Annotated in this window: 12 protein-coding genes; 4 read left to right on the top strand and 8 right to left on the bottom strand. The window is 63.3% G+C overall.

The genetic code is table 11. From position 1 onward, the window contains the following. Positions 1 to 13 precede the first annotated feature (13 nt). From A9K66_RS25140 to A9K66_RS25125, 4 genes are all read left to right on the top strand, one after another. Positions 14 to 1,054 carry a sulfate/molybdate ABC transporter ATP-binding protein gene (locus tag A9K66_RS25140; protein ID WP_067328916.1) on the top strand — a complete coding sequence of 347 codons (1,041 nt, stop codon included), beginning with the start codon at positions 14 to 16 and terminating at the stop codon, positions 1,052 to 1,054. Positions 1,055 to 1,255: 201 nt separating this feature from the next. After that, positions 1,256 to 2,242, top strand: coding sequence for a sulfate ABC transporter substrate-binding protein (locus A9K66_RS25135; RefSeq protein ID WP_067328913.1), 987 nt, complete (start codon positions 1,256 to 1,258; stop codon positions 2,240 to 2,242). 256 nt (positions 2,243 to 2,498) lie between these two features. After that, positions 2,499 to 2,948: an Rrf2 family transcriptional regulator gene (locus tag A9K66_RS25130; protein ID WP_013530871.1), complete on the top strand. Its 450-nt coding sequence runs from the start codon at positions 2,499 to 2,501 to the stop codon at positions 2,946 to 2,948. A 95-nt stretch (positions 2,949 to 3,043) separates the two neighbouring features. After that, on the top strand, positions 3,044 to 4,195 hold the full coding sequence (locus A9K66_RS25125; protein ID WP_067328911.1) for a hypothetical protein: 1,152 nt from the start codon (positions 3,044 to 3,046) through the stop codon (positions 4,193 to 4,195). An 83-nt stretch (positions 4,196 to 4,278) separates the two neighbouring features. Here A9K66_RS25125 and A9K66_RS25120 read toward each other — a convergent pair whose 3' ends face one another. The 8 genes from A9K66_RS25120 to A9K66_RS25085 form a co-directional block, all read right to left on the bottom strand. Then, complete coding sequence (locus A9K66_RS25120; protein ID WP_082954084.1) at positions 4,279 to 4,761, bottom strand: gluconokinase; 483 nt, start codon at positions 4,759 to 4,761, stop codon at positions 4,279 to 4,281. Between the two features lie 80 nt (positions 4,762 to 4,841). Continuing rightward, positions 4,842 to 5,828, bottom strand: a complete 987-nt coding sequence (locus tag A9K66_RS25115) for an ABC transporter permease (RefSeq protein WP_067328909.1) — start codon at positions 5,826 to 5,828, stop codon at positions 4,842 to 4,844. Next, positions 5,825 to 6,805, bottom strand: a complete 981-nt coding sequence (locus A9K66_RS25110) for an ABC transporter permease (RefSeq protein WP_067328907.1) — start codon at positions 6,803 to 6,805, stop codon at positions 5,825 to 5,827. The genes A9K66_RS25115 and A9K66_RS25110 overlap by 4 nt, the downstream gene beginning before the upstream one ends. Continuing rightward, positions 6,802 to 8,349, bottom strand: coding sequence for a sugar ABC transporter ATP-binding protein (locus A9K66_RS25105; protein WP_067328905.1), 1,548 nt, complete (start codon positions 8,347 to 8,349; stop codon positions 6,802 to 6,804). The genes A9K66_RS25110 and A9K66_RS25105 overlap by 4 nt, the downstream gene beginning before the upstream one ends. Before the next feature lie 75 nt (positions 8,350 to 8,424). After that, complete coding sequence (locus tag A9K66_RS25100; protein ID WP_067328903.1) at positions 8,425 to 9,549, bottom strand: sugar ABC transporter substrate-binding protein; 1,125 nt, start codon at positions 9,547 to 9,549, stop codon at positions 8,425 to 8,427. Between the two features lie 295 nt (positions 9,550 to 9,844). Further along, the gene (locus tag A9K66_RS25095) at positions 9,845 to 10,873 is read right to left on the bottom strand and encodes a LacI family DNA-binding transcriptional regulator (protein ID WP_067328901.1); all 1,029 of its coding nucleotides are present in this window, start codon (positions 10,871 to 10,873) and stop codon (positions 9,845 to 9,847) included. Between the two features lie 193 nt (positions 10,874 to 11,066). Continuing rightward, complete coding sequence (locus tag A9K66_RS25090) at positions 11,067 to 11,849, bottom strand: ATP-binding cassette domain-containing protein (RefSeq protein ID WP_066990523.1); 783 nt, start codon at positions 11,847 to 11,849, stop codon at positions 11,067 to 11,069. Beyond that, positions 11,842 to 14,091: an ABC transporter permease gene (locus A9K66_RS25085; protein ID WP_067328898.1), complete on the bottom strand. Its 2,250-nt coding sequence runs from the start codon at positions 14,089 to 14,091 to the stop codon at positions 11,842 to 11,844. The genes A9K66_RS25090 and A9K66_RS25085 overlap by 8 nt, the downstream gene beginning before the upstream one ends. Between the last annotated feature and the right edge of the window lie 8 nt (positions 14,092 to 14,099).

Below are 14,099 nucleotides of genomic sequence, written 5' to 3'. Positions count from 1 at the left end.
TTGAGGGATCTGTATGGAAGTTCGCGTTGTCAACGTGCGCAAGGAGTTCGAGCGGTTTCCGGCGCTCCACGACGTTTCGCTCGACATCAGGTCGGGCGAGCTTATCGCGCTGCTCGGGCCATCCGGTTCCGGCAAGACGACGCTGCTCCGCCTGATCGCCGGCCTGGAGCGGCCCACCAAGGGCGCCATCTTCTTCGGCGAAGAGGATGCTTCGCAGAAGTCGATCCAGGAGCGCAATGTCGGCTTCGTGTTCCAGCATTACGCTCTGTTCCGACACATGACGGTTGCCGACAATATCGGCTTCGGCCTCAAGGTCCGGCACGGCGCCGCGCGTCCCTCGGCGCAGGAGATCCGCCGCCGCGCTTCGGAACTCCTCGACCTCGTCCAGCTGTCGGGGCTGGAAAAGCGCTATCCGGCGCAGCTTTCCGGCGGCCAGCGCCAGCGCGTCGCGCTCGCCCGCGCCATGGCCATCGAGCCCAAGGTGCTTTTGCTCGACGAGCCATTCGGCGCCCTTGACGCGCAGGTGCGCCGCGAGTTGCGCCGCTGGCTGCGCGAAATCCACGACGCCACCGGCCACACCACGGTCTTCGTTACCCACGACCAGGAGGAGGCGCTCGAACTCGCCGACCGCGTTGTCGTCATGAGCCAAGGTCGCATCGAGCAGGTCGGCTCGGCCGACGAGATCTACGACACGCCGAACTCGCCTTTCGTCTACAGCTTCATCGGCGAATCGAGCTCGCTGCCGGTCAAGGTTGACAATGGCGAGATCTGGCTGGCCGACCGGCCGGTCGGTCTGCAGGCGCCGCATGCGCAGCCGGGAGAGGCCCTGCTCTACTTTCGTCCGCACGATGTCGAGCTGCTCGACGGCTGCAGCGGCTGCATTGCCGGGACGGTCGCCGCCAGCCGCCGCGTCGCCGGCACAAGGCGGGTCGAGCTCGAGATCGGCGGCGAGCGTCAGCGCGTCGAGATCGAGCTGCCGGTCGACCATCCGGCGGCACAGAAGAGCCGGGTGGCTTTCAGGCCGAGGCGCTGGAAGCTTTTCCCGGCCTCCTGACCTATTTGCCGCCTGCCACGTCCAGGCGCCCGGTAGAGGAGCCGCGATGAATCAGGTTGGAAGAAAATCCTACCAAGCGGCTGTTCGGGCGGGAGATTTTCCCGCTGCTCGTGCGTCCCCCGGACCGCGTGCCTCGCGCAGCCAGGCTTTCCTTTTTATGGTCACACCATAGTTCTGATTGTCTGGAGGAGGACCGTTTTCATGAAGCGCTTATTGCTGGGTATTGCCACGCTTGCCGGCTTCGTCGTCCTCGCGTCCTCCCAAGCCTGGTCGGCCGACAAGCTGCTCAATGCCTCCTACGACGTCGGCCGCGAATTGTTTGCCGACATCAACAAGGCTTTCATCGCTGAGCATCCCGGCGTGACCGTCGATCAGTCCAACGCCGGAACCTCGGCGCAGGCTCGTGCCATCGCGGAAGGTTTGGCAGCCGACGTCGTCACCTTCAACCAGGTCACCGACGTCGATTTCCTGGTCAAGAGGGGTCTGATCTCCGCGGACTGGCAGAAGGATTTCCCAGACAACGCATCGCCTTTCTATTCGCTGCCGTCCTTCCTTGTTCGTGCCGGCAATCCCAAGCACATCAAGGACTGGAACGATCTGGTGCGTGACGTGCAGGTGATCTTCCCCAACCCGAAGACATCAGGCAATGCCCGCTATACCTATCTCGCTGCCACCGCTTACGCGAAGGAAGCCTTCAAGGGCGACGACGCCAAGGTGAAGGAGTTCATCGCCAAGCTGTTTGCCAACGTGCCGATCTTCGACACCGGCGGCCGCGCCGCCACCACCACCTTCGTGCAGCGCGAGATCGGCGACGTGCTGATCACCTTCGAATCCGAAACGCGCGGCATCCGCAGGGAATATGGCGACGACAAGTTCGAGCAGGTCACGCCTTCAGTCAGCCTGCTGGCCGAATTCCCGGTGGCGATCGTCGATAAGATCGCCGACGAGCACGGTAGCCGCGATCTCGCCAAGACCTATCTCGAATTCCTCTATTCGCCCGAGGGCCAGGACATTGCCGCCCGCAACGGCCTGCGGGCCCGCGACGCAGCAGTGGCCGCCAAATACAAAGCCGAGTTTCCCGACGTGCGCCTGTTGACGGTAGACGAGATCTTCGGCGGCTGGGATAGGGTGCAGAAAGAGCATTTCGCGGCAGGCGGCTTGCTCGATCAGGCCTATGGCAGCCGGTAGCGCTTACAATCAAAAGAAGTGGAAAGCCGTCATCGCCGTCGGCATCGCCGGCTTTTTTCAATCTGGAGCCGGCATCACTTTGCCGGCGAAATCAACGCGGCCAATGTGAAAAACATTACGAAGAATCAACGCGTTTGTGCCTAACCTGTGTCGACGAATTGTTGTGCCAAGCCGCGTAGCGCGGCCAAACTGTCATGATTTGCACACAAACAACCGCCAGATGCAGGCGATTGGGGTTTGATAAACTGAATCGGGCATGCTGACCAAAAAAGGCAAATACGGCCTCAAGGCCCTCGTGCATCTTTCCGGCCTGCCGGCTGGCCAGCTTGCATTCGTCAACGACATAGCGGTCGCAAACAACATCCCGAAGAAGTTCCTGGACGCCATTCTGGGCGAATTGCGCAATGCCGGCTTCGTCCAGAGCCGCAAGGGCAAGGAAGGCGGCTATCGCCTCGCCAGGCCCGCTTCCGAGATCAAGATCGGCCATGTCGTGCGCGTGCTCGACGGGCCGCTGGCGCCGATCCCTTGCGCCAGCCGCACGCAATATCAGCGCTGCGAGGACTGCGACGAGGCGACGTGCCAGGTCCGCCACATGATGCTGGAAGTGCGCCAGGCGATCGCCGAGGTGCTCGACAACCGCAGCCTCGCCGCCATGCGCGACGCCGACAACGACGATTTCCCGGTCGAACTCACGTCGCAGATCTGACCGCTCAGCCGCGCCGTCTCGCCGTTGGTTGTCTGTCCGCGACAGACGCTGTAAATCGGCTGACGGATGGATCAAGGTTTGGGGGTATCTAACGCATGAGGCTGCCTCGGCTTGGCAAGTCCCGCAGGGCCAACCGGCAACCGTCATCCGCCAGCATCTATCATACCGAGATCATCGCCGACGTTGCAGTGCCGGAGCGCGGCGAGACCGTCCGCTTCTTCAGCCGCAAGCTCCTCCGCCCCGGCAAGTTGCGCAGCGTCTCCAACAAGGATCTGCGCGAAAGCCTGCTATCCATGTTCTATCTCGGGGTGGCGGCGGTGCTGCCGGTGGCCTGGTGGGCGCCGATCTGCGATTGGGTTTCCACGCTTCGACGCAAGCGTCATTTTCGCAAGGATTTCGCGCGGTATGACGTGGCGATCAAAGCGGTCCTTGGCGATGATGCCGACACGCGAAGCCTTTTCAGGGGACATCTCGCCGCCGCGCATCGCCGCCGTCTGATGCTTGCCGCTCATCTGGCGCCTGGCAGGCGCTGGTCGCCGGCGATCCGGCTGGAAGGCATCGACGGCTTGCGCGAGGCCTTGCAGCGCGGCCGCGGCGCCATCGTCTGGTGCGATCAGTTCGTCGCCCAGACCATCATGGGCAAGCGCGCCCTCTTCGAAGCCGGCATCGAAGCGCACCAGGTGAGCGTCAACTTCCACGGCTTTTCGGAAAGCAAATTCGGCCTGCATGTGATCAACAAGCCGCTGGTCGAGGTCGAAAACCGGTTTCTGAAGAGCCGCATCGTCTTTGAGCGCGCCGAAGCCTACCAGGTTACGGCGCGCATCCAGAAGACGCTGAAGGAGAACGGAGTCGTGCTGATGACCAACACCATCCACGCGGGATCTACCTTCACCGAGAGCGCCATGGGCGAGCGTGGCTGGACCCACCTCGCCTCGGCGCCGGCGAATTTTGCGGCGCGCGCCGGCGCTGCGCTGTTTGGCATGTCGACCCTGGAGACAGTGCCCTTTCGCGAATACCGGGCGATCGTCAGTCCCGAACTGAAGCCCAACGCTGTCCAGCCTGCATCCCGGCCGGCAAAGGACGTGGCGGCAAAGAACCTCGTTCTGCAAGCGGCCTATATCCTGCTCAAGCGCGACCGGCTGCTGGAAGCGGTCAAACTGCATCCCGAGCAGATGATGGCCTGGTCCAGCGCCAACCGGCTCACCGGACAGCAGGATCAAGCCGCGATCGGCGCCGACGCCGCATAATGCATTTCCCCGAGACGCGCAGCGGTTTTGGGTCAACGACATGCATCAGAACGAAGACTGAAAAGTGCGTCGCCTGAACCTGTTCAGCTCGAGGGGCTTGAGCTCAGTGCTTGCTTAAGGATGGCGGCGACGCTCCGCGCGCCATCCGCCGTCACCGCCGGTTCGTCCGGCTCCGGTTCTTCCAGGGTCGCGAACTGGCTGTCGACCAGACTCGCCGGCATGAAATGGCCTTTGCGCCCCGACACCCGTCGCCGGGCAGTCTCGCGATCGATCTTCAGATAGAGGAAGACGATGCCCGGGCAAAAGCTGAGCAGCCGGTTCCGGTAGCTGCGCTTCAGCGCCGAACAGGCCGCCACCGGCTTGTGTCCCTCGCCGACCGAGGCTGCGATGCGCTCGCCGATGGCATCGAGCCAACCCTCGCGCAACGCATCCGTCAGCGGCTCGCCGCGCGCCATGCGCGCCACGTTTTTCGGCGGATGCAACCGGTCGCCCTCGATGAAGACCGCGCCCAGCGCCTCGGCCAGCGCTTCGCCCATCACCGTCTTGCCGCAGCCGGCGACCCCCATCACGACTATGGCCGGCGCTGACCGGATGTCGTTCAATGGAAACCTCCGACGGCTGTGACCTTACGATCCTTCATCCACAGTCAGCGGCTTGCCGGCGCACGGCCATAGAGCAAAAGCATGGCCACGATCACGACGCCGTAAATGATCTGCCGCCCCGCCTCCGGCATCTGCATGACCGACAGGATCGATTGCAGCAGCGTGATCAGGATCACGCCAGCGACGGTGCCAAGATATGAGCCGCGGCCGCCGAGGATCGAAGTGCCGCCCAGCACCACGGCGGCGATCGACGGCAACAGATAGGCGTCGCCCATCGACTGCGCCGCCTTCGATGCGTAGCCCGCGAGCAGGACGCCCCCGAAGGCCGAGAGCCCGCCGGAGACGGCAAAGGCAATCAGCACCACGCGGCGCGTGTCGATTCCGGAAAGATAGGCGGCGCGCTCACGGTTACCGATGCCGTAAACGACGCGGCCGAAGGAGGTGCGGGTCAGCACGAAAACCATTGCCGCCCCTATCAGCGCCCAGATGATCACCGCGTTCGGCACCCCCGGAATGGTGAAGCCGGTCGCAAGGTAGCGCATCGCCGCTGTCGCCGAATCCTGCGGCGAGAACCCGCCCGTATAGACCACCATCAGCCCTTGCGCGACGGCGTTGGTGGCTAGAGTGATGATCATCGAGGGAATGCGCAAATAAGCCACGCCGGCGCCGTTGACGATGCCGATCGCGACCCCGCACAGGACGCCGAACGGGATGGCGAGCGCGACGCCGACCGGACCGTAGGCTGCAGCGGCACAGGCCATCATCGCGCCGGTCGCCACCGACCACGGCACGGAAAGGTCGATCTGGCCGAGCAGGATTACCAGCATCATGCCGGTGGCGATCACGCCGAGGAATGACGCGACCTTCAGCTGCTGCAGGAGATATTCCGGCGAGAGAAAACTGCGCGAATAGAGGCTACCTAGCAGAAGCAGGATAACGATGCAGGCAAAGGCGGTCGCCACCGCCGGATCGGCGCGGCGGATGAATTTCGGCATGCGGCTGGCGATGCCGCCAAGCGTCGTTTCGCTCACAGGAACCACTCCAGCCGGTTGCGCACCCGAAACAGCGCGAAGGCGCCGAGGCTGACCGCGATCAACAGGATGATGCCCTGGAACAGCGGCTGCCAGAGCGGGTCGAAATCGAAGACGAACAGCAGGTCGCCGATGGTGCGGAAGGCGAGCGCTCCGAAGATCGCGCCAATAGCGCTGCCTTTGCCCCCGAACAGCGAGACGCCGCCGAGCACAACTGCCGCGATCGAGAACAACGTGTAGGCATTGCCGCTCGCATAGGCAGCCTCGCCCGTATAGGTAAAGAAGGTGAGGAACAGGCCGCCAATCGCGGCAAGCAGTCCGGCCAGCGTGTAGGCAAGGAACTTGCCCCTGCGGATCGGCACACCCGACATATAGGCTGCCGTTTCGGACGAGCCCGCAGCGTAAGCGGCGCGGCCGAGCTCGGAGCGGCGGAACGGCATCCACACGACAAGCACGACGACGAACAGCGCCATCAGGCTTGCCGGCACGACGCCGAAGAAGCGCCCTGTCAGGAAATCGGCGACGTCCTCGTTGACCGATCCGCCGGGAACCGGTCGCAAAAGCAGCGCGAGACCGAAATAGACGGCGCCCGTGGCTATCGTAGCGACGATCGGCTGCAGGCGCCCGTAGATCACGATGGCGCCGTTGATTGCCCCGCAGACGAGCCCGGTGCCAAGCACAGCCACCAATCCGAACGCCGTCTCGAGACCCGTGCCGATGACGAGCCAGGAAGCCATGCAATTGGTCAGCGTGAAGATCATGCCGACCGAGAGATCGATGCCGGCGGTGATCACAACCAGCGTTTGCGCCATCGCCACGAAGGCAAGCAGAACGCCCTTGTTCGCCGCCGTCTGCACGACATTGGCCGTGAAGCCGGCTGGATGATTGCCGCTGTAGATCGCGAACATGACGATGAAGATGGCGAACGCCAGCAGCGTTCCGCGCTGTTCGGCCAGCCAATAGCGCCAATCCTTCACGCGCCCTCTCCTTGTTCTGCCCGCCCGCTGCCGCCGTGGATATTCAGCGCGCTGGCGATCAGCGCGTGCTCGGTGATATCGGCGCCAACCAGCTCGCGCTTGATGGCGCCGTCATAAAGCACGAGCACGCGGTCGCAGCAGCCGATCAGCTCGTCATAGTCGGTCGAATAAAACAATATCGCGGCGCCGGCGTCGGCGAGCTTACGCATCAGCTGATAGAGCTCCTGCTTGGTGCCGACATCGATGCCGCGCGTCGGATCGTTGAGCAGAATGATGCGCGGCTGCCGCATCAGCCATTTGGCGATCACCACCTTCTGCTGGTTGCCGCCGGACAGCGCCCCGACAGGGATATCGAGCCCCGCCGTCTTGATGGCCAGTAATTCAACCATGTCATCGATCAGCCGCTGCTCGGCGGCACGGTCGATGACGCTGGCCTTGGACAGCCTGTCTAGTGCTGCGAAGGAAAGGTTCTCGCGCACCGTCATCGGCAGCATCAGCCCTTCCGTCTTGCGGTCTTCCGGGATCAGCGCCATGCCGATACGGTCATCGCTGGCGGCTGCCGGGCTGGCAATCGAAACCTTCTTGCCGTCGACCAGGATCTGCCCGGAAAGACCTCGCAGAACGCCGAAGAACGCCAGCAGCAGCTCACGCTGACCCTGGCCGTCGAGCCCGCCCAATCCTACCACCTCGCCGGCCGCAACCGAGAGCGAGATATTGTCCAGCCTATCGCTCCAGGACAGGTTGCGCACCTCCAGCACAGGAGCCGCAACCGTCTGGGGCCTGGTCGGCTTCGGCGGAAAGATGTGGCTGTATTCCCGGCCGATCATCAGCTCGACGACTTCGTTGTCGCTCTTCGATCCAGCCCGATAGCTGGCAACATTGCGGCCGTTGCGAAACACCGTGCACTGGTCGGCAAGCTCGGAGATCTCGTTCATTCGGTGGGAGATATAGAGCAGCGCCAGCCCTTCCTGGCGCAACCGCTTCAGCACCTCGAAGACCTTCGCGACATCGGCGGCGGTCAGCGCCGACGTCGCTTCGTCGAGGATCAGGATGCGCGGCTTCCTGGCCAACGCCTTGGCGATCTCGACCATCTGTCGTCGCGAGAGCGGCAGGTCCTTGATCAGCGCCAGGGGGTGAATATCGGCGGCACCGGCGCGGGCAAGCGCCTGTTCCGCGAGGCGCCGTTGCGCCTTGCGATCGATCATGCCGAAGCGTTTCGGCGGGTCGGATATGACGATGTTGTCGGCGACGCTCAGCTCCGGAATGAGCGACAGCTCCTGGAAGATGCAGACGATGCCGGCCTGGTTTGCCGCGGCGGGCGAAGCAAATGTCACCTCGCGGCCGTCCAGGGTCATGGTACCTTCATCCGGCGCGACGACACCGGCCATGACCTTGATCAAAGTCGATTTGCCGGCGCCGTTCTCACCGAGAATGGCGTGGATGCTGCCGGCCGTGACGGTGAGATCGGCCTTTTCCAGGGCGCGCACGCCGCCATAGCGCTTGGATATGCCTTCCATGCGGAAGAGCGGAGCCGCGCCGTTCATCAGCCCTCCCCAGGCCAGTTCGTGATTGGCATCAAGCGGCCGGCGCCGCGGCTTCCGCGACGCCGGTCCGTCAGACTATTTGTTTTCCTTGGTCTGGCCCATGATTTCCTGCGCGGTGAAATTGATGCCGCAGGTCGGGAAGGAATTGCCGACGAAGAAATTGTCGGACTGATCGGGGAAGTAGTCCTGCCCTGCCTTGAAGTTCGGATCCTCGACGATGGCCAAAGGCAGCTTGACCGACTGCGGCACGACATTGCCTTCGAGCGCGGCAATCGCCGTCTTGATGGCAACGGCAACCTGCGCCGGGCCGGTACCGGCCGACGAACATTTCAGCCCGTCCGCCGCATGCGCCGCGCAGAATTTGCGGAAGCCGTTTTCCGTCTCGCCGCCGAACGGCACGAACGGATGCTTGGCGTCGATCATCGCCTGCACGATGCCGGTATCGCCGCCTTGCCCTGTGATGCCGTCGAACGGTCCGCTGGTGGCGATCGCGTCGGCCGTGGCTTTCTGCGCCACGCCGTCGTCCCACTTGCCGACGACTTCGGTGACATCCCATTTCTTGCCCGACGCGTTGAGAACCTCGTGAATGCCATTGTGCCGGTCGGTATCGACGGAGGTACCCGCGACACCGCGCACCTCAAGCACTTTGCCGCCGTTCGGAACGTGAGAGACCAGCCATTTGCCCCACAATTCGCCGAGCCCCTTCTGGTCGACATTGACGTTGATGGCGTCCTTGGTGTCGAGGATGTTGTCAAAGGCAACCAGGATGACACCGGCGTCCTTGGCGCGCTTGATCACAGGCCCGAACGCGGTCGGGTTCTGGGCGTTGACGACGATCGCGTCGAAGCCGGAATCGATGAAGTTATTGATCGCCGAGATCTGCGCCGGCACATCCTCGCCGGTCGACACCACCTTGAATTCCTTCAGCTTCTTGGCAACGTCCGGCTGCGCGGCATAGGCTTTGGCCGTCTGGATCATCTGGATGCGCCAGGTATTGGCGATATAGCCGTTCGCGAGCGCGATGCGATAGGGCCCTTCCTTCTTCGGATATTTGAAGAATTGTGTGTCGGCCGCCCAGGGCGCGAAGCAGTCGGGCTCGGCCGAGGGCCCTTTGACGATTTCCGGATCGGCGATCGCCGACGAGCTCAGCATGACAAATGCAGTGGCGGCAACCACACCGCCAACAAGTGACTTGATCATCAGTATTCCTCCCAGTTGCAGTTCTGCTTGTTGATTAAGTCCTGGCGTTTTGGCCGGCACCTCCTGCCGCATCCAATCGCCTGCCGGCCGACCTTTGCCGCCCGCTGCCTCCTCTTGCCTCGCCTGAGGGCGATTCAGCAAACTATCATATTATACATAATAAACAAGTACGGACTGTTTGCTTATGTATAATAAACAGCGCCTCAAGTCCGCCGCCTTACTACTCGACGCAGAAGATGGTAGCGCTACCATGCAAGGTAGTAAACCGGCATTTGCACAGTCGTCTTTGCGTGTTTCAACGTGCGGTGCTCTCGCGGCGAATGAGCTCGAAACCGAGATCGACAACCCTCTGCTGGGGCCTCCGGCCCGCAATCGCCGCCAGCGCCATCGCCACTGCCTGCCGTCCGATTTCATAACGATGCGTGCGAACGCTGGTGACCGACGGGAACGCCGCCTGCATCATGTCGAGGTCGTTGAAGCCGACGATGCCGATGGCCTTCGGTACCGCGATGGCGGCGCGGCGACATTCGAACAAGACCCCCAGCGCGATATCGTCATTGTTGCAGAAGACGCCGTCGAGCGACGGCATCTTGGCCAGAGCATCGCGCAAAAGCTCGCGGCCGAGCGTCACGCTGGACAGTAGCGGCGTGGTGGTGACCAGGCGGGGATCGAACAGGCCGGCCGACTCCATGGCCGCGCGATAGCCGGCAAGGCGCCGCTGCGAGCGCGGGTCCATGCGCGCGCCGATGAAACCGATGCGCCGATAACCTGCCTCGATCAGGTGCTCGGTGGCAGCGCGGCCACCGTCGAAATGCGAGAAGCCGACCAGCATATCGACCGGATCGTGTCCGGTCTCCATCACTTGCACCACCGGGCAGCCGGCCGTCTCCAGCAGCTTTCGCGACTGCGGTGTCTGGTCGATGCCGGCCACGATAAGCGCCGCCGGGCGCTGCGAGGCGAATAGCTGCAGCAGCCGCTCCTCTTCCAAGCCCGAATAGTGGGTATTGCCCATCTGGATGCGGAAAGGGCTGTCCGAAAGACTGTCATAGATGCCGCGCACCACTTCGGCAAAGACATTGTTGGTGAGCGACGGCACCAGCACGCCGAAGACCTCCGCGCGCGCCGAGGCCAATGCGCGCGCATTGGGGTCCGGGATGTAGCCGAGCTCGTCGACGGCGACCTGTATCTGCCGGCGCAGATCTTCCGAAACCCGCCCAGGCTCGCGCAGCGCGCGCGACACGGTGATGGCGCCGACGCCCGCCTTGCGCGCCACGTCGGCGATGGTCGGGCGGCCGCCGCCACGCCGCGAGCGCGGCCTTGTCACCGCCTTGTCCTTTTTGCACGAAAGGAGCGCAGCGGCGAGTTGACGATCAACAGTTTAGCCACAGCAACCATGTTTCGCAGCCCGTCCCATTCCGGTTGGGTCGCGCAGGCCATGGCCGTTGTCAAGCCGACGAATATTGGTTCAGCCCACCCCCGGCAGAGGCGATAAACCCCCCAGGTCAATGCCTCGGTCGTCAGACCGCCCTCGCCTGATCGGCCGTAAGCGCCTGCTCCCGCGTGCCGGAGACGATGATCTCAAGGACCTCGTGCTCGTCGGTGTTCCTGACATGACGGTCGCCGACATTCTCGCCGCGCTTGAGTACCATGACACGGTCGCCTACGGCGAAAATGTCGACCAGCCGATGCGAGATGATGATCTGGGCAACACCCTGCCTTTTCAGTTCCAGCATGGTCTCGAGGAGCCGCGCGGTCGCCATCACCGAGAGATTGGCGGTCGGTTCGTCGAGGATCACGACGCGTGGCTCGAACGAAATCGCGCGGGCGATCGCCACGGATTGCTGGCGACCGCCCGACAGGCTCTCGACCTTCTGGAAAACGGAGTTCACGTCCACCTTGAGCCGCTTCAGTACGCTATCGGCTTCCGCGTACATCTTGCGGCGATTGACAAAAGGGCCTTTGCGCGGCCAGCGGCCGAGAAAGATGTTCTGGCCGACATCCATGTTTCCGCAAAGAGCGAAATCCTGGTAGATCATCTCGATACCCGCATCGCGGCTCTCATGCGGACTCTTGAAGTGCACCGGTTGACCGGCGACGAGGATTTCGCCGGCGTCGCGCTGATAGGCGCCGGTCAGGATCTTCATGAGCGTCGACTTGCCGGCCGAGTTGTCGCCGACCAGTCCAAGGATCTCTCCGGGATAGAGCACCAGATCGACTTTCCGAAGCGCCTGAACGGCACCGAAGGCTTTTTCGATGCTTCGCATTTCCACGATCGGTTGAGGCAACGCAGCATCAGGCATGAATGGTTTCCCGGGTTCGTGCGCCTCGCGCGAGGCGGGCTCGCAGGCGACCGAAGATATTGGCCTGGCGCACCCAGATGTCGATCAGCACCGCGACAATGAGAATGACGCCGATGAAGACATTGATCCAATGCTGCGGCATGCTGAAGCCCTGGACATTGAGCTGCAGGAGCGCCCTAACCAGTGTGATCACGGCTGCACCGGCCAGAGAACCCAGCATGGTGCCGTAGCCGCCGAAGATCGACCCGCCGCCGATGATCACCGACGCGATGGCGTCGAGTTCGCGGAACTGGCCTGCAACGGGGTTGAAGCTTCGGAAATAGGCGACGTTGATGATCCCGGCCATCGTCGCGCAGAACGCCGCCAGCATGAGCGAGATGAAGCGCGCCCGGTTGGTGTTGATGCCGGCATAGGCGGCGGCGCGGATGTTGCCGCCGGTTGCATAGACCTTTTGCCCGAACGGCGTGTAGGCGAGCACGACGCCGGCAATCACGGCGACGAAGATCATCCAGATAGTCTGCACGCTGACCACCTCGGCCAGTGTTCTGAGGATGCCATCCGGAAGCACGATGCTGAAGTGAAGGAGGATGTCATTCACCTTGCGGCCGAGCAAATTGTAGCCCTCCGGCCAGCCGGTAAGCTGCTGCCCGGCGACGAACCAGGCCGCGAGGCCGCGGGCGATGTAGAACATGCCAAGCGTTGCGATGAAGGCCGGCAGTTTCAAGCCAACGGCGACGGCGGCATTGACGAGGCCGGCAAGCATTCCCGCAAGCAGGCCCATCGCGATAGCGGTGACGGGGTCGGCACCCAGGACCTTCAGGAAATAGGCCGCCGCGCTGCCGGCGAGCGCCAGGACGGCTCCGACGGAGAGGTCGATATCGCCGGCCGCAATGACGTAGGTAAGCCCGACCGTGATCAGCGCCAGTTCCGTATAGTTGAGCAGGATCGCGAAAGTGTTGGACAGGTTCCACCAGTAATCCGGCCTGAGGAAAAGGCCCGTGAGCCACAGCACCACTGTCAGGATGACGGCGAGGGCATCGCGCCGGGCGAGGAACTTGCCGAACCCCGTTGCCGACAGTGCGATGTCGGTCGCCATCGCGCCCTTGGTCACCACGCCCTCGAGCGCGACGCCGCCGATCTCGAAGGCCGGCGGCGGCGGCCTGCCGCGCAGCCATGCCCAGAGGCGCGCCGCGACCTGCCGGCGGATGAGATAGGGTTCGATCAGCACGGCGATGACAAGCAGCAGCCCGAGGAAGACCGGCACCGCGCCCACTGGCAGGGAGTAGACGGCGTTGACCGTCACCTCCTCCTCGCCGATCTTGATGGTGCGCGTGATCGGCAAACCCTCGCGCAGCACTTTGTCGAGCAGAACGACCAGCGTGGCGCCGAGGCAAGACCCGGCGACGCGGCCGCGACCGCCGAGAATGGAAGCGCCGCCGATGATCACCGCGGCGATGACGGTCAGTTCGCCGCTGACGCCGTAAAGCGGGGTCACGCCCTTGTCCTGAGCGGCCGACAGCAGGCCGGCAACGGCGGCGCAGAGCGACGAGAGCAGATAGGCACGGATGCGCACCCAGTTCGTCGGTATGCCAGCATAGACTGCTGCCTGCTCGTTGCCGCCCGTCGCAAAGGTTTCGTAGCCCCAGCGAGTGTTGGCGAGCACGTAGGCGCCGATCACGGCAACGACCGCGAAGATTGCGATCTGGTTGTTGAAGCCGAAGACGTTCGTCTCGCCGAGATGGAAGAAGAGCGGGGCCTCCTTCGCTTTTCCTGGATAGTAGATCGCCTGACCGTGCGTCAGGGCGAGGACGAAGCCGCGGCCGATCAGAAGCGTGGTCAGGGTGGCGATGAACGCCGGCACTTTTAGGATGGTAACGAGCACGCCGTTGACGAGGCCGATCAACATCCCAAGAAGGACGCAGACGGTCACCGACATGACGATGCCGAGATCGGCGAAGCTTGGCGCGAACAGCCTCGCAAAAACGACGGCCACAAGGCCGTAGATGGAACCGACCGAAAGGTCGAGGTCCTTGTTGATGATGACGAAGGTCATTCCGACGGCGATGATGGCGACCCGCGAGGTATCGCGAAGCAGTGCATGGAACGCCTCCGGCGAGCCGAAAAACGTCGGATTGACGGCAGCGCCGCCGAGATAGATCAGCGCCAGCAGGGCAAGCAATCCCATTTCCCAGCCGCCGACGAGCTGGGGTGGAAGGCGACGAGCGAGAGCTTCAGCGGGCATTCTTTGAT

The organism is Mesorhizobium sp. AA23 (genome assembly GCF_001672435.1).
Lineage (GTDB): Bacteria > Pseudomonadota > Alphaproteobacteria > Rhizobiales > Rhizobiaceae > Mesorhizobium.
This window is presented reverse-complemented; position numbering and strand designations above follow the sequence as displayed.